The organism is Paenibacillus sp. MAHUQ-45 (assembly GCF_058133325.1).
The window spans coordinates 42,734-66,677 of sequence record NZ_JBYUPV010000005.1 but is presented as its reverse complement, the minus strand read 5'-3'; the positions used below and the strand labels follow the sequence as shown (position 1 = coordinate 66,677).

At 42.9% G+C, this 23,944-nt stretch carries 20 protein-coding genes and 2 tRNA genes; 6 read left to right on the top strand and 16 right to left on the bottom strand.

Features of this window, described 5'->3' with window-relative positions:
• Positions 1-152: 152 nt before the first annotated feature.
• The 8 genes from AC3Y23_RS13030 to AC3Y23_RS12995 all read right to left on the bottom strand — a co-directional run bounded on the left by AC3Y23_RS13030 (position 153) and on the right by AC3Y23_RS12995 (position 7,930).
• A complete protein-coding gene (locus tag AC3Y23_RS13030; protein ID WP_379199474.1) occupies positions 153-1,046 on the bottom strand; it encodes a DUF427 domain-containing protein in 894 nt (297 codons plus the stop codon).
• Between the two features lie 30 nt (positions 1,047-1,076).
• Positions 1,077-1,997, bottom strand: coding sequence for an ABC transporter substrate-binding protein (locus AC3Y23_RS13025; RefSeq protein ID WP_379199472.1), 921 nt, complete (start codon positions 1,995-1,997; stop codon positions 1,077-1,079).
• Positions 1,998-2,200: 203 nt separating this feature from the next.
• Positions 2,201-3,277 (bottom strand): hypothetical protein, encoded by a 1,077-nt coding sequence (locus AC3Y23_RS13020; RefSeq protein WP_379199470.1) that lies wholly within the window; start codon positions 3,275-3,277, stop codon positions 2,201-2,203.
• Complete coding sequence (locus tag AC3Y23_RS13015) at positions 3,231-3,923, bottom strand: FtsX-like permease family protein (RefSeq protein ID WP_379199468.1); 693 nt, start codon at positions 3,921-3,923, stop codon at positions 3,231-3,233. Before AC3Y23_RS13015 ends, AC3Y23_RS13020 begins: the two co-directional genes overlap by 47 nt.
• A 163-nt stretch (positions 3,924-4,086) precedes the next feature.
• Positions 4,087-4,842 carry an ABC transporter ATP-binding protein gene (locus tag AC3Y23_RS13010; protein WP_379199466.1) on the bottom strand — a complete coding sequence of 252 codons (756 nt, stop codon included), beginning with the start codon at positions 4,840-4,842 and terminating at the stop codon, positions 4,087-4,089.
• Positions 4,843-5,305: 463 nt separating this feature from the next.
• Positions 5,306-5,830 carry a hypothetical protein gene (locus tag AC3Y23_RS13005; protein WP_379199464.1) on the bottom strand — a complete coding sequence of 175 codons (525 nt, stop codon included), beginning with the start codon at positions 5,828-5,830 and terminating at the stop codon, positions 5,306-5,308.
• 710 nt (positions 5,831-6,540) lie between these two features.
• Positions 6,541-7,101: a GNAT family N-acetyltransferase gene (locus AC3Y23_RS13000; protein ID WP_379199462.1), complete on the bottom strand. Its 561-nt coding sequence runs from the start codon at positions 7,099-7,101 to the stop codon at positions 6,541-6,543.
• A 112-nt stretch (positions 7,102-7,213) separates the two neighbouring features.
• Positions 7,214-7,930 carry a restriction endonuclease gene (locus AC3Y23_RS12995; protein ID WP_379199460.1) on the bottom strand — a complete coding sequence of 239 codons (717 nt, stop codon included), beginning with the start codon at positions 7,928-7,930 and terminating at the stop codon, positions 7,214-7,216.
• Positions 7,931-8,396: 466 nt separating this feature from the next.
• Here AC3Y23_RS12995 and AC3Y23_RS12990 point away from each other — a divergent pair, with 466 nt between their 5' ends.
• A complete protein-coding gene (locus AC3Y23_RS12990) occupies positions 8,397-9,044 on the top strand; it encodes a transcriptional regulator (RefSeq protein ID WP_379199458.1) in 648 nt (215 codons plus the stop codon).
• A 504-nt stretch (positions 9,045-9,548) separates the two neighbouring features.
• On the opposite strand, the gene AC3Y23_RS12985 is transcribed toward AC3Y23_RS12990, so the two are convergent.
• The 3 genes from AC3Y23_RS12985 to AC3Y23_RS12975 form a co-directional block, all read right to left on the bottom strand.
• Positions 9,549-11,099 (bottom strand): S41 family peptidase, encoded by a 1,551-nt coding sequence (locus AC3Y23_RS12985; protein ID WP_379199456.1) that lies wholly within the window; start codon positions 11,097-11,099, stop codon positions 9,549-9,551.
• Between the two features lie 294 nt (positions 11,100-11,393).
• Positions 11,394-11,466, bottom strand: a tRNA-Lys gene (locus AC3Y23_RS12980).
• A 9-nt stretch (positions 11,467-11,475) separates the two neighbouring features.
• Positions 11,476-11,551: transfer RNA gene (locus AC3Y23_RS12975), tRNA-Ala, on the bottom strand.
• Between the two features lie 570 nt (positions 11,552-12,121).
• Here AC3Y23_RS12975 and AC3Y23_RS12970 point away from each other — a divergent pair.
• The 5 genes from AC3Y23_RS12970 to AC3Y23_RS12950 all read left to right on the top strand — a co-directional run bounded on the left by AC3Y23_RS12970 (position 12,122) and on the right by AC3Y23_RS12950 (position 17,935).
• Positions 12,122-14,002, top strand: coding sequence for an amidase (locus tag AC3Y23_RS12970; protein WP_379199454.1), 1,881 nt, complete (start codon positions 12,122-12,124; stop codon positions 14,000-14,002).
• Positions 14,003-14,769: 767 nt separating this feature from the next.
• Positions 14,770-15,186: a GntR family transcriptional regulator gene (locus AC3Y23_RS12965; RefSeq protein WP_379199452.1), complete on the top strand. Its 417-nt coding sequence runs from the start codon at positions 14,770-14,772 to the stop codon at positions 15,184-15,186.
• Positions 15,183-15,869, top strand: a complete 687-nt coding sequence (locus AC3Y23_RS12960; protein ID WP_379199450.1) for an ATP-binding cassette domain-containing protein — start codon at positions 15,183-15,185, stop codon at positions 15,867-15,869. Before AC3Y23_RS12965 ends, AC3Y23_RS12960 begins: the two co-directional genes overlap by 4 nt.
• Positions 15,866-16,711, top strand: a complete 846-nt coding sequence (locus AC3Y23_RS12955; RefSeq protein ID WP_379199447.1) for a hypothetical protein — start codon at positions 15,866-15,868, stop codon at positions 16,709-16,711. Before AC3Y23_RS12960 ends, AC3Y23_RS12955 begins: the two co-directional genes overlap by 4 nt.
• Positions 16,712-16,735: 24 nt before the next feature.
• A complete protein-coding gene (locus AC3Y23_RS12950) occupies positions 16,736-17,935 on the top strand; it encodes a hypothetical protein (protein WP_379199445.1) in 1,200 nt (399 codons plus the stop codon).
• Positions 17,936-18,412: 477 nt separating this feature from the next.
• Here AC3Y23_RS12950 and AC3Y23_RS12945 read toward each other — a convergent pair whose 3' ends face one another.
• The 5 genes from AC3Y23_RS12945 to AC3Y23_RS12925 form a co-directional block, all read right to left on the bottom strand.
• Positions 18,413-20,308: a M56 family metallopeptidase gene (locus tag AC3Y23_RS12945; protein WP_379199443.1), complete on the bottom strand. Its 1,896-nt coding sequence runs from the start codon at positions 20,306-20,308 to the stop codon at positions 18,413-18,415.
• Entirely contained in the window at positions 20,308-20,715 is a 408-nt protein-coding gene (locus AC3Y23_RS12940) for a BlaI/MecI/CopY family transcriptional regulator (protein ID WP_379199441.1), read from the bottom strand. The genes AC3Y23_RS12945 and AC3Y23_RS12940 overlap by 1 nt, the downstream gene beginning before the upstream one ends.
• A gap of 78 nt (positions 20,716-20,793) precedes the next feature.
• Positions 20,794-21,525, bottom strand: a complete 732-nt coding sequence (locus tag AC3Y23_RS12935) for a hypothetical protein (RefSeq protein WP_379199439.1) — start codon at positions 21,523-21,525, stop codon at positions 20,794-20,796.
• Positions 21,526-22,109: 584 nt separating this feature from the next.
• Complete coding sequence (locus AC3Y23_RS12930) at positions 22,110-23,279, bottom strand: iron-containing alcohol dehydrogenase (protein ID WP_379199437.1); 1,170 nt, start codon at positions 23,277-23,279, stop codon at positions 22,110-22,112.
• Positions 23,280-23,292: 13 nt separating this feature from the next.
• Positions 23,293-23,850, bottom strand: coding sequence for a carboxymuconolactone decarboxylase family protein (locus AC3Y23_RS12925; protein WP_379199435.1), 558 nt, complete (start codon positions 23,848-23,850; stop codon positions 23,293-23,295).
• Between the last annotated feature and the right edge of the window lie 94 nt (positions 23,851-23,944).

Sequence of the window (23,944 nt, the reverse complement as noted above, 5' to 3'; positions counted from 1 at the left end):
GATTTGCTATTTACAGCGAGAAAGAAGGAACCTGGCTCCGCTGCGGAGACAGATTCCTTCCCTTATCATCGGCTTCCTGTTTTAGCGTTTCCCCCAAAGACAGTAACAACCAACTTGAGACATTCTAAGCTCATCCTATAGATAGGATATAATTAAGTCGCTGTTTCACCATCCACCCGAAGCTCGACGCGTTCATTATAGAAAGCGATACGCCCCGCGATCACTGACAGCTCGGGACGAGGATCGGAGTAAGACCAGGCGATCAAATCCCCGCCTTCGCTTGGCCGCCAGTAACGATCAGAGTAGCCCTTATACGGGCACTCGCTCCAATCATCCGTTTCCGTCAGCCTACTAAAATCAACAGCTTCAACCGGAAAATAGTATCTGGTCGGCAGACCTGTCTCATACACAACCACCGGATCATGCGTTTCGGCAATTACCCGGCCATTCAGCGTTACGGTAACATGACGGCTGCTCGGCAACGCATCCACCCGATTATGCGGATCACGAGGATGTGTCATCACCGGCTGATCTTCCTCGAACCAACCGTCCAGCACACCGAGAAACCAGTTCACACCGAGATAGCCTTCCAGTCCCGGCACATTCCATGCCCACGCTGCAAACGGAATATGTCGCTCTCCTAAATGCAGATCGAACCACTTCACATCCGTTGTACGCGGTCGATAAAATACTCCAGGCTCCGGCACTCCCGCAGAAGGTGTCAAGAGATCGGTTCGAACATGTTCAACTGGAAAACCGTACTCAGGCACCTTATGCCGTGGCTCCCACACTAGAATCTGCGAACGGCTGTCTACAACCGCCACATCTCCTACTACAGCCCGCACCCAACGCTCGCTCGGTTCGAACGTGTAACGATCAGGGTACGGGGAATACCGCCGAGTCAGCCCCGAGCTCTCCTGAGGAAGTACAGCACTTGGTGGGCGATTGGCAAAGCGAGGAAGGAGCTGACGCTCCTCGTCAGTAATAACAAATGGTACACGTTCAATCGTGTTAGCTGTTTTTTGATCAAATTGAGCCATAATCATTCATTCCCTTCTTTTATATAATGGAAGTTATTAAAGCAATCCTTCGCTTTGCAGCCACTCCTTGGCTACATCCTTCGGCGTTCTCTGCTTCACGTCAACCTCGCCGTTCAAGCGCTGCATTTTGTCATCATCAAGTCTTCCTGCAAGCTTGTTGATAACTTCACGCAACTCAGGATGTTTCTCCGCTACTTCGCCGCGAATGAGTGGAATGGCATAGTAAGGTACGAATACCTGCTTATCATCTTTCAGAACAACAAAGTTGCTGAGCGGAATCTGACTGTCGGTTGTATACGCGTTGGTCACATCAATCAGATTTTGCTCGATGGCTTTATAGGCCAACACTCTGTTCGGTATGTTCTTGATCTCTTTAAATTGAGGATTATACACCTTCTGAATTACCGGCCATGTATCCTCGCTCAGCAGAAAGTCCTGGCTAGTTCCAAATAATAAATCCTTGGAGTGAGCAGCTAAATCCGAAATACTCTTAATATTCAGTTTCTCAGCAGCCTCTTTGCGCATTACAAACCCGTAAGTGTCATTAAATCCAAGTTGGTCCAACACCTCGACTTGGTGCTTCTCCTTGAATTTCTCTTTTACAATATCGTACACCTTTTGCGGGTCATTTTCGGGCTTCTCCTTTAAAATCTTGATCAGAGCCGTCCCTGAATACTCTACGTAAGTATCAATCTCACCTTTCTCAAGCGCTTCCCACACTGGACCCAACGAAACGATTTTGGTGTTAAGTTTAGTATCCTTCTCAATGAGCAGAGCGATCGCATTAGCCAGAATGTCCGACTCTCCAAAACCCTTGGAGGCGATGGTTATCGTATCACTGCCACTACCTTCCGATTTACCACAGCCCGTTACCGCCAATGCCAATATGAGCGATAATCCAAGCATGACAAGAGACCGCGACTTTCTTCCTTCACCAATTCTTCTGAATAACTTCATCTTAGCTGCTCCCCCCACTAACCCATAAAAAAAGAGGCTCCATTCCCCTTAAGCTAAGGAAAATGAAACCTCCGTTTGTCCGGTCAGTTATCAATATGATTATTAATATTCGATAAGCGAATATCGTAAGGCAATATTAAATCACAGTATTCACCTTGTCAACATTTAATTATAGTAAGTTCATCGGAATAAAGAGATAGTGATCACCTTAGATCGGATATCTGTGAAATTATTTGTTTGTAGTCAACAAGGACATAACGGCGGTATACAACGAAATGAAGACACAGAAACATAAATGTGGTAAGCAGCGCAGAGAAAACGCCTATCATACCATATCCGTAAGTGCTATTGACATAATAACTATACGCTAATGTAATTACCGCCGCGTAGCCAAACGGAATCAAGAATATGACACGTATCTTTTGGTTGACCATCGTTTTTATTTCATTCTCAAGTAGCCCGATTCTATAGAGCCCGTGGTATTTCTTGATATCATCTCGGGATTCCATCTTCAATTTGAAGTGAAACATCGTGAGAACGGAAAAATACAGCAGCAGACAAACGTAGACAATCGTAAATGTTAAAAAATTGGAGCTTTGCAGCGCGGTACGGTAGGCCTCTATTCTGGTGCTAACTTGATAGAAGCGATCTCCTTTATCGGCACCGTTTAACTCCTTCAGCTTTTTCGATACCTCATCAATAATTCCACCAGAATGCTTCCAATCAGCAAAATCATATAAGTGTAAGATTCCATTTATTTTATACTCATCGCTATGTGTCGCAATCCATTCATAATCCAGCGAGTTCACCAATATAATCCTGTCTGATATGGAGTTGATTTGTCCAAATAAGGGGTCCATCAAGGTCTCTTGTATAGGGAAAGAAATCATGCCTTTGCTAGAATCAATCTGAATCCTAGTAGGGTCCCCGTCCTGAACATGATCGTAGCCGTCGTTGATATCATAGGGATACACATATATAAAAGAGCCTGATTGGATTTTGTATTTTTTCGCCAAAACTTGATTTATATCTTCAACATCAAATAACGTGTAAATATTGTTCCTTACAAATTTCACACGATCACTATGTATGATTGAATTACTATGCTGCTCTGCAATTTGCTTAACCTCATCATCTTCTAACGATCGGTAGCTGCCTTCAACTTCCGTGTAGGCCATATGATATGGATGGTACGTAACGGCATTATTCTTAAAGTTGGGATAGGTAACCAAACTAAACATCATAAAGAAAAAGATCGCAAAAAAAATCCAAGTCGTCACAAAGAAGATCATCCTGTTTTTCCGAACATAATATTTCATATCCGAAATCAAAAACAGATGTTTCATATAGGACCTTAAAAAAGATCAGAAACGAGCCCAATGCACAAAGCAGTAAACTCAAAAACCAGATATTACTGTAGTTGTGATAAAAGAGAATCATGATCACAAATGAAATAATCGTAAGGCCTGAGCCGGCCACGCACAACGAAACGCTAGAGTATCTTCCACTTTCCGCTTTCTCGGTAAACTTAATCTTGTCGAGAATTGTGTTCTTCACCATTCCAAGCAGATTGACCAATAAGGAAATTACAAATACCCCTGCAACATACAGTGCTGTTACTTTATAAGAGAGGATAGAAACAGTTATAGCAATGCCTTGAATCCCGATTCCATAACGAATAACTCCCCAGAAAAAGTAGGATAATAGGGTCCCCACTCCCAATCCGCATACTAAGAACAGAATACATAACACCACATTCTCTAGTAACACGTGATTTCGAAGCTCATTTTCAGTCATCCCCAGGGTCAGCAATATGCCGTAGTCCTTCGATCTGACTTTCATAAAAACGTTGTGGGTATAAGGAATAAACATGCAGCTGAACAGTAGGACAAGTAGAGTTGGAGCATAAATATTGCTGGAGATCATGGGATTTACAATAGTGGGATCATTAAACGTTGGGTTGACAGAGACTGAAATAAAACAGTATAGAATCGCGACGGACATCAAATTGCACAAAATGAATAACCGATAATGCTGAATATTTGCTTTGAACATCTTAAAGGCGATCGTCCTAAAGGTCATGGTGACCTCACACACTTCCTTTCTGCAGGACTTCCAGGATTTTATTCATGAATCCCCCTTTGTCACCCTCTCTTCGGATCTCCCCCATCACAGAGCCATCTTGAAGAAAGATCACCCTATGACAATGCTGAGCAGAAAAAGGATCATGCGTGACCATCAGTATACTCACCTTGTACTTCTTCTGGATCATATCAAAATAAGAAAGGACCTTCTCGGAGGCACGAGAATCCAAATTTCCCGTAGGCTCATCAGCAAATACTACCTTGGGATCATTGATGATCGCGCGGCATATGGCTACTCTCTGCTGCTGTCCACCGGATATTCCATACGGATATCTGTCCAAAATGGAATCGATATTCAGCATTTGCGCCAGTCGATTAACCTCATTATTCTCGATCTTATCGACATTTTTATCGAGAATTAAAGGGACCATGATATTTTCCTTCACCGTTAAGCTGCTCAGCAGATTAAAATCTTGAAATATCATGCCAATGTGATTTCTTCGGAATAACGACAATTCATTGCGGGTCATCTCACAAATATTGTGCCCGGATATGCAAATTTCTCCTGCATCACACTTGTCGATACCAGATGCCACATTTAATATCGTCGTCTTCCCGCTTCCTGAGGTTCCCATAATGCCTACAAACTCATTCTCTACCAGGGTGATGTTTATGTTGTCTAAAGCCATTACACTTCGGTCCGCATTGATCTTGTATTTCTTACAGACCTGCTTCATTTCCAATGCATTCATGGCGTTCATCCTTTATCCTAAGGTCCACCGAATCCCTATTTCGTTAATACAACACAAATCATATTTCCTTCTGGCGAACACTGTTTCCCGGCTACGTCACCGTACAACTCATATTTGCTAAATCCAATATGCCGTATCTCATTCATTAACGTATTTTCAGTGAAATAATGATCCCATACATTGTAGCAATGTACCGAGCTCTCATGAATGACGACCGTTTGGTTCAGAACTGTATGCTCTTCGTCATAACGATAAAATGAGGTCAAACAAAGATGAGGTTGATCACTCCAAAAACCGCCACCATCCCTATACTCCCAATCCTTCTCTTCTTTCTTGCCTTCATGTTGGGCCGAGGTGAATACATCCAAAATAAACTTGCCATTTGGTTTTAATGCCTTAAAGCACGCTCACGAGTGAGGGAAGCAATAAAATATGAGTATATTAAAACTCGCCCCAAAGTTGGATGCGGTATTCATGCAAGCGGTCCTTCTAATTTCTTATTTAATTCTAAAATAAAATGGGCAACTTTATCCGTATGATTTTTGATATACACACGATAATCTCCATCCTCTGGAACGGTAATGGTCACTTCACCTGTCCCTGTTGCTACAGTTCCACTATAGACTTTATCCGTTGAGACAGACATGATGCCAACTTCAAGCTCTCGTTCCTGCTCACATTGAACAGAGAAAATGATGGGCTCATCCTTTTTCCAAGTCATTTTCGCAAAATTGTTATCTCGTCCAGCCGCCAAATCTATTGTTAATTTCTTTCCGTCCGATGTCTCAATCCCGCCCAACACCAAAGATGATACTTCAGCGGGCTGTACTTCCATCTGGCTCTCCTGCAATTGCTCCAAAGGTGGGACCTCAGCAGATTTATTACCCAGATTAGACCCCACTCCCACAGCAATGATTGCAATAAGTACAATGCTTATGAGCAGAATACCAACCTTCTTTTTTCTGGTGTTTATGAGTGAAGAAAAATACGTGCTCATCCTTTTTCCCTCCATGCAAGTTGTTGGTCAAGTTAATGAGCGATATAGCCACTCATTGTTCTATCTTTTCAGTCTATCATCAACGATAACCTATTAATCAGCTTATATCAAAGCTATGAGCCGACCTTAAAAAACTACATTTCTGCCGAGTCTCCTGTGATGGCCTTTATCCAGCTAGCAGGATACTCCTATATTTTTTTCTCCCAGACACCAAGCTCTACCTCTATCTCGAACCCAATACGTTCATAAAAGGGACCCGGTTTTTCTGTATCCAGTTGAAAATAAAAATCACCATCCCTTCATACCACCCCAGCCAGATCGCCATTATCATATTCCCATAACCCTATGTTTTGCTCCCATTCAGAAACGAGCCAGCCCTCTTTTGAAAGAAAAAAATCTCAAATTCCCAGCGGGCAATCAGCCAGCTATTTGGACGTTTTAGCTTGGAATAACTGTGCGAAAGAAATTGGCGTACCTTCATCATGTCGTCCGAGGTGTATGCTCTGTAACGGATTTTCATCTTCACCCCCTCTCGTAAACCATATTAATCCAAATTCATCAATAATATAGGCACTAAAAATATATCGAGTTTTTTTATAAATGTTTGCGACCTCTGGAGCACGATACTCAGCATAAAGGGAGTGAGTTATACAAATAAACCAGTCACCGATAGATTTCCGACGACTGGCTTGTTTAAACCAATTAAGTTTTTAATCCGGGGCGTAATCTGCATATCTCGCCATCATATATGTACTGTAATATTTTCCGTCTGACAGGATGCGGTCCTTCTTCAATAAGCCTTCCACTTCAAAACCAAGGCTTTTGTATAGCCGGATAGCACTCTCATTGGTTTCCAGCACACCGCTTAGAATGATTTTGGTTATACCGTTGGCATCAGCCCAGGAAATAGACGTTTTCAACAGGTTCTTCCCAATCCCAAATCCCCAATGTTGTTTCAAGACACCTACTCCAAACTCCACCTTGTGCATAAAGCGTTGCAAATCATTCCCTGCACATCTGGAATAACCGACAATCTGACCAGCCGCTTCCGCAACCAAACATATATTTCGCGGATGATTCGTGTCCGTCTTAATGATTTTCTCAAATCCAGCTTCATCAATAAAAGCTTCTCCCGGCACTCGATCCATATGTTCGGTCTCCCCATCAACCTGCAGCCTTAGCTCGGACAGACGCTTTGCATCTTCCTTGACTGCAGAGCGGATCGTGTAATGGAGCCCGTTCACTTGGAATTCTTGTTCGTTAATGTTCATGGCAATGTTCCTTTCTACCATTAGCTGTTTTCGAGACATCTATTCGTTCGGAAGCATTATGAAGATCGGATATTATCCACATATGGATGCCTACCTTATCTTTTACGCAAAACTATATTCCACGTTTAGTCTTCCATCTCTTTAACCTATCATCTAGAGACAAACCATTGATCAGCTTAATATTAAGCCTATCTGCAGCCTCCTTGGCCGCCTTTGTGAAATTGCTTGTCGTCACAATCCAAGCATCGTAGCAGCCGTGAACCTGCTTACCCGCTTTAAGGCGCAACACGATATCATTTCCGACATCCTGCTTCCAGCGCTTGCACTGTACAGCGATTTTATACCCCTCTTTGCCCTTAAGGATCAAATCCACTTCATGGTCGCCAGAACCGCCAACTCGTTGTACGGTATAACCTTGATCTATGTAGTGCAACTCCATTAACCTCTCAAAATCCATACCGGATAATGTCCTTACATCTGCTTTTAGAATTTGTGCATCAGTCAACTTTTTTATAGGAGCTTTTGCCGAAGAACTTTTAGTCTTAGCTCTGGTTGCACTGGTTACACCGGTTGCACTACTTTGCCTTACACCACTTTTTCTTACATTGGCACCCTTACCCGACTTTCTTGCCTTTTTGTCCCTCCGACGCTTGTTGGTCCACATGCCACCGAAAATCTCTCCCAGAATAACAGAGCCAATCAAAATACCAAAGAAAAATCCCCAGTGCAAGCCTGGGATACTAAAGTAAATCCCTAAGCCTCCAAGAATAAACAACCCTCTCACTACATACGCTACCTGTCTGCCTTCTGCATAATACGTTTTAGCCATATTTGATCCACCTTATGTTGTAATAAGCCCTGTAAGAAAATTAAAGAACTCTCTATTCGGAATATTCGACATTTCATTTTATTATTCTTCTATTTTTCCTATATTTAGGATTTATTTTCTTTAATATATCATATTTTTGGTTATATTAGATGTAAAAAGTTCCCAGATAAGGTCTGATCACCTATTACAATCTAATCGTTTGAAAATGATATTTTTTAAAAAAATACGTCCTCCAAGCGCTCTTTGACTCTCATCTTTACTCTATAGCACTTCAGTAAAATGAATTGAACTCTGATTAAAGTACGCGATATAATACAGTCATAGGTTGTGAAGTACACGCCGCTCAAATGCAATTTCCCACTGAATTGATTTCAGATGGAAATTGTTTTGGAGCGGTTTTTTTGTGAAATAAATTATGTTTGATTCATGAGTTAAGTTGGTTCGTGAGTTAAGGAGGAGAACAATAATGCGGCGATTTGATCAGCAATATGAGGAATGGTTAACAAGAAATCTGGAGAATGAGAATAACCCGAGACGAAAAGAGCTCCTTGGTAAAGGGCTAGGCCATGGTACGATGGAATTCCTCCGCGCAGTATGGTTCCCTGTAGTCGGGAATTTGGATCATCTATTTCCTGAATGGGAAGTACGCGATTTCAATAACGGCTATCGCTATCTTGATTTGGCTTACATGCCAGGAGGTGTAAAAGGCGGAATTGAAATTCAAGGATTTGGGCCACATGCCAGAGATCTGGATGTCAGGCGGTTCAAAGATTTATGTCGCCGCCATTGCTTGCTAGCTCTTGATGGTTGGACCTTTCTTCCTATTGCTTATCCCTCAATTGTCGAAGAGCCCAAGCAATGCCAGCAGTTAGTGCTTTCGTTTATCGGTAAATTCATAACAACAGATGTCCCCTCTACTTTGACTTGGCTGGAGGCAGAGGCTTTGCGCTTCGCTAGACGTCTACTCCGAACGTTCACACCTTTGGAGCTTGCGCATCATCTCAAAGTATCCGATAGGCAATCCAGACGAATTCTACATAAGTTAGTTGAACTGCAATTAATAGATGTCGCAGGCGGACAACAGCGCTATCGCACATATCAGCTTAGAGTGTAACGTATGTTTAGAAGCGTGAAATATAATGCCAATCTGTTAAAAGCACCTGAATTCCGTAGCTGTAATCGAGCTATAGGGGAGTTTAGCTAGTTGCAGAGAAATCCGGCAAGTGCTAACGGACCGAGAAGCTCTTATTTTCAAAAAAGCACTCTTTTTCTAAGCTTACGGACTCAGGTGCAGTTATTTACTGCTATTTGCCCATGATATGCCCAGCAAAGAGGCAATAAGCGCCATACAGTCCGTTAGACGGATTAATGTGCCAAATAGGGAAAATAAGCGCCTTACGGTCCGTTAGCCAGATGTTGTGCCGGATTGAGCTAATAAGTGTACTACGGGGCATTAGACTGGGCAATGGGCCGTATTGAGCAAAGCAAATTCCGTGGCGGTCACAAGCAGCAGATCAGGAAGCGAAAGCTATGCAGCGATGACTATACTCGGAAACCATACAGCGATGCCTCCTCGTCATGAAGACATCAGCAATCTAGCTTGGCTATGTATTTCCCTTTATGGCTCCAGCATAATTCTTCGCATCCATTCATCCTGCTTCAAATCGTCAAGCTCATAACTTATCGGATAAGGGGTGGGATAGCGCGAAGAGGATAGCAGCAAATCAGGCAACGTACCGTAGATTTCATTAATCTGCCCTTCTTTGTTTAGGTTTAAGTCCGTCTCAAGTTTAAACAGGAGTCCGCTGTTTGGGAGGGCATACCTGTAAGGCTCCATATAAACACATGCACCTCCAGCCGTATTCGTACCGATAACTGTACCAAGCCCAAGCTTTTGAACAGCCACTGTAAAGTTGTCAGCCGCCGAGAAGGTATCACTATCAACCACTACATACAGCTTGCCGTCAAAAGGGAAGGTATTCTCAGGCCGCCAACGCTTAGTAACCTTAAAGGTCTCCCACTGTTCTATATCGTTGCCATCGGCTTGCTCCTTCTCTACTTTCGCAACTCCATATCTGCCCGTATTAGTCAGAGTAGAACTGACCATTGATTTGTACAGACGAAAACGCAAATCAAAGCGTTCCAGGAATGATCTTTTCACACTTGCTGACTGTTCGTAATCCACTGCTCCTTTGAGTAATGGCTTCAACAAATTGTCCGCCCAATAATCATCTTCCCCTCCACCGTTTCGTCTTAGATCAACAATCAGCTTGTGGTATTTCCCTTCCGAGCGCTCCATAAAGTCCTGAATAATCAGATGATCTTTTTCCTTAAACTGTCCTTCAAAACTAAAAATCCTTATGTATCCTGTGCTGCTATTAAGCTCACGAGTAATAACATTGCTGCTGCGCTCCTCATGAGGGTACGGCTGTTTATATCCCTTATAAACGGGGAATTTCCCCTTAGCTATTGTCCCATCAGGACGGACTGCCTCAATGATCCAACCCTCTGAGCCTGGATCGGCGCTAAGCAGCTGTTGAATGTATACTTTATGAAGCACGACATCCCAAGCAAGATGAAGACGTGTCTGCAGGGACTTGGCATAATCATCTACCGCCATTCCGTTTACTTTTTCAATCACAGAACCTGCTGGAAAAAGAATCGCATTAGGATGATAATCATTCTGCAGCACATACTTTCCGTCCACATAGTGAATCTTGGCCAAAGATTGCACATACATATCGATTCCCGAAGCCAAGTTCAGCCAGTACTCTCTGGATCGGTAGGCCCTTTTGTCGATGTTATAAAAGAAGGCCAAAGAAGGGCTATATGGCTCATTGAAAACCACCTGAGCGTGCCCGGCTTGTCCAAGGTACGTCATATATTCATAGTAGAGCCGGAGAAATTCAGCATTATCGGCCGTTCTCCCTGCCCGCGCGATAAAATGCTTACTAAGCTCGTTGATGCTCGAAAGGCCTTTTTCCTGCTGAAGCGCTTTGTCCAAGGGATAAACCTCTTTCACAAGCTTGGTCAAATACTCAAAATCCTCTTCCTTCTGGGCGGTTGATAGTTGAGGTACTTGTATTTGAGCCCCCTCACGCAAGAACACCAAAGCTCCGATCAACAGCAGCATAAGCAGAAGAACTGGCAACAGCCAATACTTTTTCATAATTAGCCTCCGGAACAAATCAGCAAATAAATTCCAATTGATTATAGCATTTTCAGTATACCTATGTATGTGTTGGAAGGTAGAAGTCAGTACAAGATGACGTATATTGAACAATATAGAAAATTCAGAGAGGGATTTGAGAGTAGAGGAAAAGAGATTGTGATGTAGGCATAGAGAGACAACCCAAAATCGAGCTTATGCAAGAAAGCGACAATTGTACCGAGAATTGCGTTTACCCACTTCTCTACAATTAAACAGCAAAAAAACGGCATCTCTGCCGTTTTTTTGCTGTGATGGACTCTCAGGGACTCGAACCCTGGACCAATTGATTAAGAGTCAACTGCTCTACCAACTGAGCTAAGAGTCCATATTCTTTTGGTGGAGCCTAGGGGGATCGAACCCCTGACCTCATCGCTGCCAGCGATGCGCTCTCCCAGCTGAGCTAAGGCCCCGAAGGGCTTGTCTTTTCAGGAATATCATTTCCTTCAGTCGACTTTTATATCATACAAAAATCCATCTTCACTGTCAATACTTTTTATAAAAATAGTTTAAAGCGTTTAGTATAGGTCACATTATGGATAGACTCTTTCTTCTTTCAAACGAAATAGTTTAGGGTCTCTATTCTTCCAAAAGCACTGATTCTACGTAGTTTATCTGCCCTCTATCCAGCACATCCCCTTGATCCGGACACTCCTTAATTTCTCAAGGAAAATCAGTAGTTATATGTCCACCCCTCTCTGATTACTTATATCTTGACCTCAGATGATATTGGAAACCCAGATTTAGACAGCAGAATCAAAATTGCAATTTACCACCTAACTTATAATGTTATATATTATTACATTAAATTAGATTTATCATCATATAAAACTTCTAAATCATTGAATAATTCGCATATATGTTATGTATTCATACACAATTTCCTGAAAAATCACTACTCTACGTAAGTTTTTATTGACCATTTCAAATTCCATGTATTAATATGTAACATAAAATACAAGACATCATGAGGGGGCCATACTATGAAGACATCCAGAATTACCCGGCACAGACGCACACCGCGCTACATGAAGACTCTTATGCACCTTCTGTCAGGCGTAATGCTCGGCATCATATTATGTTTGAATCTCTACCCGCTGCTAGCTTATGCTCAATCCGAGACGGATGTAACCGAACTAGGTGTAGTAAAACTGGCCGAGGCCCTGAAGACTGGAAAAATCACAAGTGTAGAGGCTGTCCAGGAATACCTGGATCGGATTAAGGCCTACGACAAAAAGATCGGGGATAAACCTGGTCTAGGTGCAATTGTTACCCTTAACCAGCATGCGTTAGAAGAAGCCGCCGAGCTTGACAAGGAACGGGCAAACGGCCACATCCGCGGCCCACTGCACGGCATCCCGGTATTGGTCAAAGACAATATCAATACGGCCGATATGCCGACCAGTCACGGTAATCAGGCGCTTGCCACCTACCAACCTAAGCATGACGCTACTGCTGTCCAAAGACTGAAAGATGCCGGGGCCATCGTGTTAGGTAAAACAAATATGGCGGAATTCGCTATGTTTTGGGATACGGTAAGCTCCGTCAAAGGCAGAACATATAATCCTTATGATCCTACGAAAAATATCAACGGTTCCAGCGGCGGAACAGGCGCAGCTGTCGCCGCAAGCCTTGCTGCAATTGGCCTTGGCACCGAGTCCTGCGGCTCAATTACAGATGTGGCCTCCTTCACCAATCTCGTTGGATTTCGGCCCACAGTAGGGCTTGGCTCCATGGCCGGAGTTGATTACAATCCGTTGGGCGATGCTATCGGTCCACTGGCACTGTCCGTTGAAGATGCAGCAATGATGCTTGACGTGCTTGCAGGCACAGACCCTCAAGATCCTTGGACCTCAGAAGCAGACAGCCACAAACCCGCTTCATATCTGACCTCACTGAAAGATTCCACCCTAAAGGGTGCTCGTATCGGTTACGTAATCGCACCATTTGGAGGCTATGATTTTTCACCAAGCCCTGAATCTGATAATATCCTCGCGACGACAGAGAAAGAAATATCAGTCCTGGAAGCTCAAGGCGCCACAGTTGTCAAAATCCCGCTTAACCGGGGCTGGTGGAATAAGTACGCTCCACAGAATGCTGCCTTCTGGGCAACAACAGGGCATGAAGACTATTTCGCACGGACAGAAGCCACATGGCCGAAAGGTCTGGCTGAACGAACCGAACCAAAAGATAAGATTAATTTTGGCGACATTGTTGCAGGCAGTCCAAACATGGAGCAGACAGCAAAAGAGTGGGTAATGGGTGACGATAATAAGCAGCGGGACGAGGCTGGATTCAAAGCAGCCGTCAATGCACGTCACACCTTCGCCCAAGGCGTGGATGAGCTGTTCACCTCCTATAAACTTGATGCACTGACATACCCGACCGTTGCAGCTCCACCCGCCCAAGTCCATAAGAATCCTGCTGACCTGCTCGATTCCGAGCAATACGGTACCCATTGCGGATGGGCCAATTTTACTGGACGCCCGGTAGTAACTGTACCCTCGGGATTCGCAGACAATTTCCCTGTCGGACTCAGCATGCTCGGCTCCAGGTTTGGCGATGCCAAACTGCTGGGATATGCCTATAATCTGGAACAGGCGGCTCCACATCGTAAAACGCCTGAACTGACACCGTCGCTCCTGCACACCACAGGAAGTACAATCACAACCGCATCCTCTGATTCGGCTAAATCCTTCGGGACCGGCGAAGTCTCGCCTGACACTAGTGAAGTAGCCAATGGAAACACAGCATCAGCCGGAACTTCAGGAGCACCTCTCACAGCTGTCATTCTGACTAGCGTTGCCGTCTTCATAGCAGCCATTATCTTGATCAGCCTTGTCATCCGGCGACGCAAAAACTAGCTTTCTCATATCTGGAGTCATCCGGCAACAAAAGAACGGTATCAATAATCGTCCCTAATTACTGCCCTTTATAATCCCTTCCCTTTGATGCAAAAGAAGCTCAAGCATGAACTATGCTTGAGCTTCTTTTATAAATGTGATGGACTCTCAGGAAATCGAGCCCTGAACCAATTGTTTAAGAGTCAACAGCTCTACCAACGATAGCTATTTCACAACCATGATTCGATTACCTGCAGGAACTTTCATTTGAAAGCTTTCCCCACAACCTCCACGATCTAAAAGGTCTGTCACCTCTATACCTTTTTGCTTGAGGAATTCATGGTATTCATTGATATCAGGTGAGCTAATCATCATTACTGCCGTCGTGTTGTTACTTGGATTGAACTGAATTGGGTGCGTAGTACATCCGATTTCACATAATATAATTTTCAAATAAGCTGGGCGTTCAAGCGTCCAGATATCACCTGTATGGGTGACAGTATATCCAAGGAACTTCTCATATCAATCCGCTGACAATGCCAAATCAATCGCAGGGATGTGGCCGTTTCTCAATGCGATAATTCATCTCGACAACTCCTTGCAATGTAGTTTGAAAAAGGATTCGGTGATCTATTTTGCATTAATCATACTATCCATTGCGGCTTTGACTACATCAGAAGCCTGTGTTCAAAATCAAACTATTGACACAAAAGTGTATTACACGTATAGTACATGCATAAAGTGTATGAACCATTTAGTACACACACTTACCGTATGGAGTTGGTTATATGACAGAAGAACAAAAATCAGGTGTCAGTTTTAATATTCGAGAACCCGTATATATTCAAGTTGTCCGTTACTTCAAGGAACAGATTGCTACAGGGCAAATCGGAGCAGGAGACAAGATTCCTTCACGGCGTGAACTGGCATCATTAATGAAGATTAATGCGAACACGGCGCAGAAGGCATATAAGGAAATGGAGGAACAGGGTTTGATCGTAACAGAAGGAAATTCCCCGAGTCGAATTACACAGGATCAGCAGGTACTAAGCTCGATCCGTGCTGAATTAATCGAAAGTGCAGTGGATATTTTCATCAGTTCCATTCAGAATATTCAAATTCCAGTTGAAGAACTAGTAGATATCATCAAGACAAAATATACATCCGAGCGAAAGTTATCTCCAGAGGATGGTGACACAAGATGATCCAAGTGAATCAGATGGTGAAGAATTATGGATTCAAGAAGGTACTAAATGGCGTTAGCTTCACTGCTGCCAAGGGTGAAATTACCTGCCTAATCGGAATCAATGGTGCCGGGAAGTCAACGGTGCTGAAATCCATCATGGGACTGACACCATACAAGGGTGAAGTCTTAATCGATAATGTATCACTAACACCTGTGATGTATGAGACAATCACTTTCATTCCAGATTCGTTAACGATGCCCTCCAATATGAGAATTGCTGATTGCTTGAGCTTTATGGCTGACTTTTATCGGAATTGGAACGCTGAACGTGCCAAGGAATTACTTAAGCTCTTCCAATTGAGCTCTTCGGATGGGGTATCCTCATTGTCGAAGGGGACGGCTGCGAAGTTAAATTTGTTGCTCGGACTTGCCTTGGATTGTGATTACATCCTGATGGATGAACCATTCTCCGGGATTGATATGTTCAGCCGCGAGCAAATTATCGATGTGTTCACAAGTGAATTGATCGAGGATCGTGGTGTGATTATTACAACTCATGAAATTAACGATATTGAGCATTTAATTGATAAAGCGGTCTTGCTACAGCACGGTAAGGTAGAACGCGAATTCTACTGCGAAGAAGTTCGCGAGCAGGAAGGTAAGTCCATTACGGACGTAATGAGAGAGGTGTACATGAAATGAGAGCTTTTGTGAAGCTATTAAATTTTGAAATGAACCGATTTTCCAAAATATATTTTGGACTCATGGTGCTGACAGTCGCCTTACAACTTGCAGCAGTCACCATCGGTGCTAATCATTGGCTAGATTCTGCGAATGAGGCAATGAGAATGAATCAATGGACTCTGGAGCAATATCACAATGTAACTGGATATATTCAGCTAAACAGTACAGTGTCCAGTCAATATAATGTACTTCTATATTTCGGACCTATATTTTTGAGCATAACAGTGTTGCTAATATACAGCTGCTTCATCTGGTACCGTGACTGGAAAGGTAAAAATACGATAGTATCTCGCCTACTCACGTTGCCATCCAATCGGGCGAATTTGTATTTTGCCAAGCTGGTTACGATCTTGCTATTCGTATTTGGTCTTGTCGCCCTGCAAATTGTCCTTGTTCCACTGGAGCGTTTGATAGCACAGTCGATTCTTCCAGCTGAATTATATCGGAACATCTCGGTATTTGATTATTTGAAGTATCCTACTGTGCTTAAAGTTCTGGTTCCACCCTACTTTTCTGAGTTTGTACTATACTATGGACTGGGCATTACGGGCTTGATCGTCTTGTTCACAGCAATTCTAATGGAGCGGAGCTACAGACTGAAAGGGATCGGCTTTATCGTACTATACTTAGCGGTTCTAGCTGGATTAGCCTCAATCCCCTATCATATGGGTTATAGCAGATACGATAGCTACTTCTATCCAGGAGAAATCATAGGCGCTTGTTTCGGATTAATAGTAATCATTGCTGGAGGTTCGCTTTGGTACAGCTTGTATCTATTGCGTAAGAAAATATCGGTATAATTGAAGGGTTACGGAGGTTAAGGGATGAAAAAATATATAGTTAACGCCGTTCTTGTAGTGTTCGCGGTGATTACAATCGGGACGTATTATGTTCAGGCTTCACAAGAGACACTACCTAATTATAAGCTGACGATGGTTCAAGGGGATGCTTCCTTCGTTGAAGGCATAGCTTTATACGGAAATTACTTGACTAAGGATAGTGTATTTGGCATTAAACGAGCTTATATCACTACAAATGGTACAGATTATCCAGATGAAAAGTCAACGATAAGCCAAAGCTTAAACCAAAGACCAGTGAAAACGCAATTGGATGAATGGATAGATCAGCATCGTCAGTTCATGCGTGGGAAGAAGAACTTAGCTGGATTCTATGAAAATCAGGATATACTTGCTTATGTGAATGGGACCGTGGATCAGCAGCAATCAAATGATCCATCAGCGAAGAGGAAGGCTGAGATCAGTATCTCTGTGCTTAACAAGCAGAAGGACGATACGCAGGAAATCAGATCCGATCTTAATGTAGATCATGATGTTTCAAATATCTTTGTACAAAATGTACAGCTTGTTGATCAACAGCTTGTTGCAATGGTGTTTTTGAATCACAGTGCCAAAGGTTATGTATCTGAACCGCAGATTATCCGCGTGAATCTAACAACAAAGGAGATTACGAATGAGCCGCTCGTATTACCAGGAGCTAAATCTGTAGCTGCAAATGGGGATCATCAATTCGTAAGGTTAGTCAATCAAAACCTGGATCACACGGATCAATGGATTTTAAGTGTTAGTAAAGATAATCATATAAAGGCATATCAAGTGGATGTTAGAACAGGACAAATATCACCTCTCGCATTCCAAGGGCATGAAATGTTATTGAATAATATTATGAATGCCTATGGACATAAAATTTATTTCCTGCAAAAAGCTGGAACGAGTAATGATAATATAGGATTCACTGTTATTTCTTACGATCTCGTGAGTAAAGAATATGAGACAGTTCTGAAGAATACAAATATAGATTTAAGTGAAAACATTACCTATGGTTTTAAGCAAGACTATCTCTATATTGTGGGTTATAAGAATTTCAAAGGTAATCGTCTATATGTATTCAATTTGACAAACGGTAACCTTGAATACGAAGGAAAAGCAGTATCAACAGAGGCTGCAAATCAGGCTGAAGATGAAGCTAACATGGATTTGAGTTTTATCGATCTCGGTCAGTTTTAGAATTATTTTTAGAATAGAAAAGTAGACATAAAGAGATATAAAAAGGTGACAAAGGCCGAGCCAATGACTTCTAATAGTCAATTAGCTCGGCCTTTTAGTCGTCCGCAGTGAAGCCTTCAGCAATACGACCCAGACTGTCTCCGTATCCCAAAATATCAGCAGCAGCCGATGCAGCAGCCCGCCAAGCCTCAGCTCGGGTTAATCCGCAGTCGATCAGAGCCTCCCATTCATCAAGATTTTAGCGCCAGGACACTCGAAGAATCTGCGGCAATCCAATAAATAGACACCGTCGGTACAAATGCTGTCGTGGATTGACCTAGCCGCTCTGCCGTTTCTTCTGTGATGGACTCTCAGGGATTCGAACCCTGGCCAATTGATTAAGGATCGTACCTGAAAATCATTGATATGAAAAAAGCCGCCCGACTGGGCAGCTCTGCTTATGATCGTTGAACGAAGGTCAAGTAAATTTCATGATGGCTAGAGCTTAATGAAGGGCTCCGCAGGTTTTACCGCTGCTTTCAGAATTTCGATCTTCTGTTTCATGGATATATTCGAAGAAGTCGAAATACTGTATCCGAATTTGCCACCATCGTGCCAGAACACGTATTTAGGAAAAATGTGTGCAGGAAGGTCATCGTTAAAGAATCCTTTGTTCTTGCTACCATCAGCATCCACCGTATATTTCGATAACGTCAACGTGTCTTCTCCGTTCGTATATTTCAGTCGGATTGTTGCAGCCTCTTTCCAATCCATCTTTTTCACGTATACCGGTTTTCCACTTTTTTTGGCTTCGACTCTTAAGTCGTCAATGAACTTCCCTTCCGTCGGACCTCCAATGATCGCTTTGGTAAACGTATAGCCCGTTGGCAGGTTAGCAGGCTGCTGCATGTAGGAGCCCTCCAAGGCCGAAGCTTTTGTCATGTAATCCTCATAGGAAGTAAACTCATGGAAAGATCCCCAGAAGCTAAGATCCAATCCGCTGTTAAGATCCTTATATTTATGATAGATGACATACGTGTCACCAGTCTCTTTAACCAATTCTTTTACGCGACTAATCTCATTTTCGATATACGTTTTTTCCTCTGTAGTCAAAGCCTTGGCTGCTTCAGCTGCTTTTTTCATCGCTTTATCCATTTCTTTTTTATGCAGCTCACGGTCTACCTTCGAACCCATGGATTCTTCCGGATACTTGATATCGACGTCTTCCGTTTGTGCGGTAAGTGCTTGCGGCGTGCTCCCGGCATCATTCCCCTTCGCATTGACCAGCGTCACGCAGCCAAGCGCGAGAATAATTGTCATCCCTAAAATAGATAGACGATAAGATTTTTTATTGAATTGTTTGATCATGATAAGCCTCCTTTTAATTTGTTTGTGCGTACCGGACATTCTAGCAATCCCCGGCTGTTGATGTTGACCAGCGATATGTTCCAACACATGGATAATCGTCTGCCCATAAGCACTGTTATACTGTGGTCTCATCCGATTCAGCGCATAGGCGTCGCAAGCCATCTCTTGATCCTGTCTTACTCTATGTACAGCTAACCATACGAGCGGATTAAACCAATGGAAGATCAAGATGATGTGCATGATCCAATTCACGGCGACATCCCAACGGCGGATATGGGCGAACTCATGTCCCAGAATATACTGAAGCTGATCTTTTTTAAGTGTTATAAGCAACCTTGGCGAAATGACGACCACAGGCTTACGAAATCCAACCACGGCAGGTCCGGGAATGCGCTCCGAAGCTACAAACTGCACGTTACGATTCACACCCATGAGCTGCTTCGTCTCGTGAAACACAGCCGATAATAAAGGTGTTTCAATAGATCGACTGCGACGAAGGGCTTGTCTCAATCGACGCTGGTCGTACACCGTTTTCGCAGCAAGAAGTAGCACACCTGCAAGCCATACGAGAGTTAGCCCATTAGTAAGGCTTATGGACTTCATCTCATTCCACCATTTGCTCTGCACAGCTCCCGGTTCAAGCGGATCACTCTCCCCTTCCACTCTAACTCTCACCGTGCTTTCCTCCAGTGTCAACGTTCGCTCTGAATGGCCATCACGATAACTCCCGAGTCCTCTCCACCATTCATGCCAAGTTGACGGATTTGCTATTTGCCGCTCAGTACCGGGCATAATGGACTCCAGAGATATGAAATTGTACAGGCTAAGCGAAGATTCCGGAGCCCAAGGGAGTAGCACGCGTAATGCGACAGGTATCCATAATAGATACTTCCACCTGACTTCAAGCTTATTTCTCAATAAGAATTGCAGGACCAGAACCAATACGATAAGGATGCCGGCCATAATCGACCCACGAATGACCCAACTAAAAACCGAATTTAAACTTGTTTGCAATGAAAGGCCCATCACGACTCTCTCTTTTCTTCATCGTTGCTGCAGTTCATGTCAAATAATGCCTTCAAATCTTCGATTTCCTGCGCATTTAGCTTTTTGTCTTGTAAAAAATTAGCCAGCATCGGCTTCAATGCCCCGCCATACAGCTTTCTCATAAAGGATGTTGTCTCGAACTGTAGGTACTCTTGTTCACTGATGAGCGGATAGAATAATTGCGTGCGCTTTGAATCCTTCGCCAGCTTCGCTCCCGCGGCTTCCTTATGCACTAATCGACTCAGGAGCGTCCTGGATGTATTCGGACTCCATCCCATACGATCCGTCATTTGTTGTACAATCTCGCTCGAAGGGCAATCCGGATTTGCCCACAAGACACGCATAATTTCGAGTTCTGCATCCGTAATGGATGGTATTTGGTTCATGCATATAACCCCCATAATCATATTGCTAAGTCTTAATGAATATAAGCCGCAACGAATCTACTGTGCTCGTTAAAAATATTATTTTTTAACCGCAGCTTTCAGAATTTCGATTTTCTGTTCTCTTTTTATATCCGATGACGTTGAAATATAGTAACCGAACTTACCCCCATCTTGCCAATAAACATATTTCGGAAAAACTTTCGCCGGTAACTTATCATCAAAATAACCTTTATTTTTACTATCCCTTGCGTCTACGGTATATTTATTAAAGGCCAACGTGTCATCCCCGTTCGTGTACTCCAGACGGATATCTTCCGCCTCATTCCAATTCATCTTTTTCATGTAAATAGGCTTTCCGCTCTTCTTACCTTCTGCTCTCAAATCATCAACGAACTTTCCTCCAATTGGCCCTCCAACTCTCGCTTTGGAGAACGTATAGCCCTTGGGTAAATTGGAAGGCTCCTGCAAGATAGAACCCTTCAAGGTCTTCGCTTTTTTCACATAGTCTTCATATGTGGTATATTCCTGCGTCAGCCCCCAATAGCTAATTTCGAGTCCGCTATTCAGCGCTTTGTACTTATGATACAGGACATATGTATCACCTGTCTTCATCACCAGTTCTTTCACTCTTTTGATTTCTTGTTCAATGAACTTTTTTTCCTCTGCTGTTGGAGCTTTTTCTGTTATTTTTTGGGCAGCTGTTTTTTGGGTCGACTTGGAGGAGGCCCCCTCCACCGTGAGGTTCATAGAAGAACTCAATAATACAATACTACTCAGGGTTGCGATTGCTACTTTTGATGCTACTTTCATTTGGAATACTCCTTACATATTATAATTATTTTAGACTACAGCTGTAGTTGCAATTCAATACTACAGCTGTAGTCCAATTGTGTCAACCCAGTTCTTTAATAAGCATACGGCTCCCACGCCCGAGTAGAATATATATTTCCGTAGGTTCATGGCGCTTATCCCTGCGTGTATGAGGCATTTGTCAGAGACTAAAACGAAGAAGAACAAAGCAGATATTTTTTGTCAACTACAGGAATGGATCTCTAAGTTTACCCAGCTATATCAAGGGTTTATTTAGAGATTTGAGCTGCGAAAGTTGAGTTAATAACTCTCTATAAGTGTATATTCATACCCTCTCTCCCAGGACACATCAGGATACTTCACATGAGCATGATTATGAAACATCATAAGTAGAAGTGAATATCTTCTGTGTAAACTCAGCCAAGTAGTTCCCCTTTAAAACAGCAAAAAAACGGCATCTCTGCCGTTTCTTCTGTGATGGACTCTCAGGGACTCGAACCCCTCCCTGTACGCTTTTTCAGAATACAAACATAGAATGCTACAGAAATACGTAAGCCTCCTTTTTCGACTAACCTTTCACGGATTCAGGCCATAGCCATGCTGAGAATTTCTAAGATTTTTGCCCGATCAAGCTCAATGTAATGGCCCACTGTCTGTGTGTCATTTTTCGTGGCACGATTCGCCATCTCTTCAAAATGATCGGTTCCAATCCCAAACTCAGCAAGGGTCGTCTTCAAATTCAGCATTTTGAAAAAACATCTAAATTCTTCAGAAAGCTTTAGCGCCATCTGCTTTTCAGAATAACTATGATAGTCCATACCATATAACCGATTGGCTAGCTGTGCCAATTTTTTGGGCTTCTGGTTAGCCGCGAACTTTGTCCATGCAACCAAAACAACAGCCATGCCTTCCCCGTGAGTAACATCATACTGAGCGCTAAGCTCATGCTCGATTCTATGCGAACCCCAATCCGATATTCTTCCGGTATCCAGTAAATTGTTATGCGCAATGGAAGCTAGCCACTGGATTTCTGCTCTGGCATTATAATCAGAGGGATTGTCTATTAATCGTTCGCCGTTGATAAGTAGTGCTTTCATAGCCCCTTCAAGCATAAAATCAGTAACATCTGTATGCTCGACATCAGAAAAATACCGTTCCAAAAGATGCGATAATATATCTGCAATTCCGCAAGAAGTTTGATAAGCAGGTAGAGCTAGCGTAAATTCCGGATTCATAATTGCAAATTGCGGAATAATTAAATCGTGCTCGAAGCCTAATTTGTATAATCCATTTGATATAATGGTACAATTTGAGGTTTCAGAACCACTTGCTGGTAGCGTCGTAATGACGCCAATGGGCAGAGCTTCCGTTAGTTCAGTTGCTTTGGAGAAAAAATCCCATACATCATTTTCGTAAGGGACTCCTATCGCTACAGCTTTTGCCGTGTCAATGGCACTTCCTCCGCCTGCAGCTAGCACAAAATCTACTTTATTTTGTTTACCCTGTTCAATGAGAGAATAAACCAGTTCAATTTTGGGATTGGGTACAACTTGACCATTTTCATAGAATGTAATCCCTAAATTTGCACAAATATTTTTTACAGTGTCAAATATGCCAAGCGTTTTAACGAAATCCCCGCTGTAGACCAGTAATAGTGATGTTGTACCTTGCTGCCGCAATAGCTCTTCAAGATGATGTTCCGATCCTTGACCGAAAAAAATTTTAGCGGGATTATAATAAGTAAAACTCTTCATAATATCACCCGTCTTATTCGCTAGTTTGAGTTCTCCATGTTGCTGGTTTAAAGTCGCCTTGAAGGGGAAGCAGGCTTTGATCGATATCAATTTTCAAAATAGAATTAAAATTGTTGGTAGCAATCATTTGCCCGGCAAATCCGACAATAGCTACAATTTCGTTATCTGTATAATGCTCCTTTAACTCGGCAAATAATTGTTCGGATACATTGGTTGGATCTTTAACAATCTGTTGCCCTAGCTCAGACAAAAGCTGCTCCTTCTCGTCAAGCACAAGGTTAGCCGGATCGATGCCCAGTGTCCTCAGATCACGGACAAAAAATAAAGAACACAGCATGCAATTGTTGGTAGTGGAGATGGAATGAGCGTAGATTGTTGCAGCTTTTTTTCCTACAATTTCACCAAGTCTGGTCCATGACGTATACCAACCCATATACGCATCATAAGTAGCGTAGTCTTGGAGCAAAATTTTCTTCATGTTTGTCAGGCTATTGTTCTTCTCATGTTTCTCATAAGCCTCTTTGCCCTCACCAGTGGTATTTTCATATTTTACTGATTCTACTATGGTCATAGGAGGTTCCCCTTTCCTGTTTGAGACGCCCTTTATAATCTCCATCATAGCCTGACATTCAGCTATATAAAAACACGAAATAACTATGGTTAGA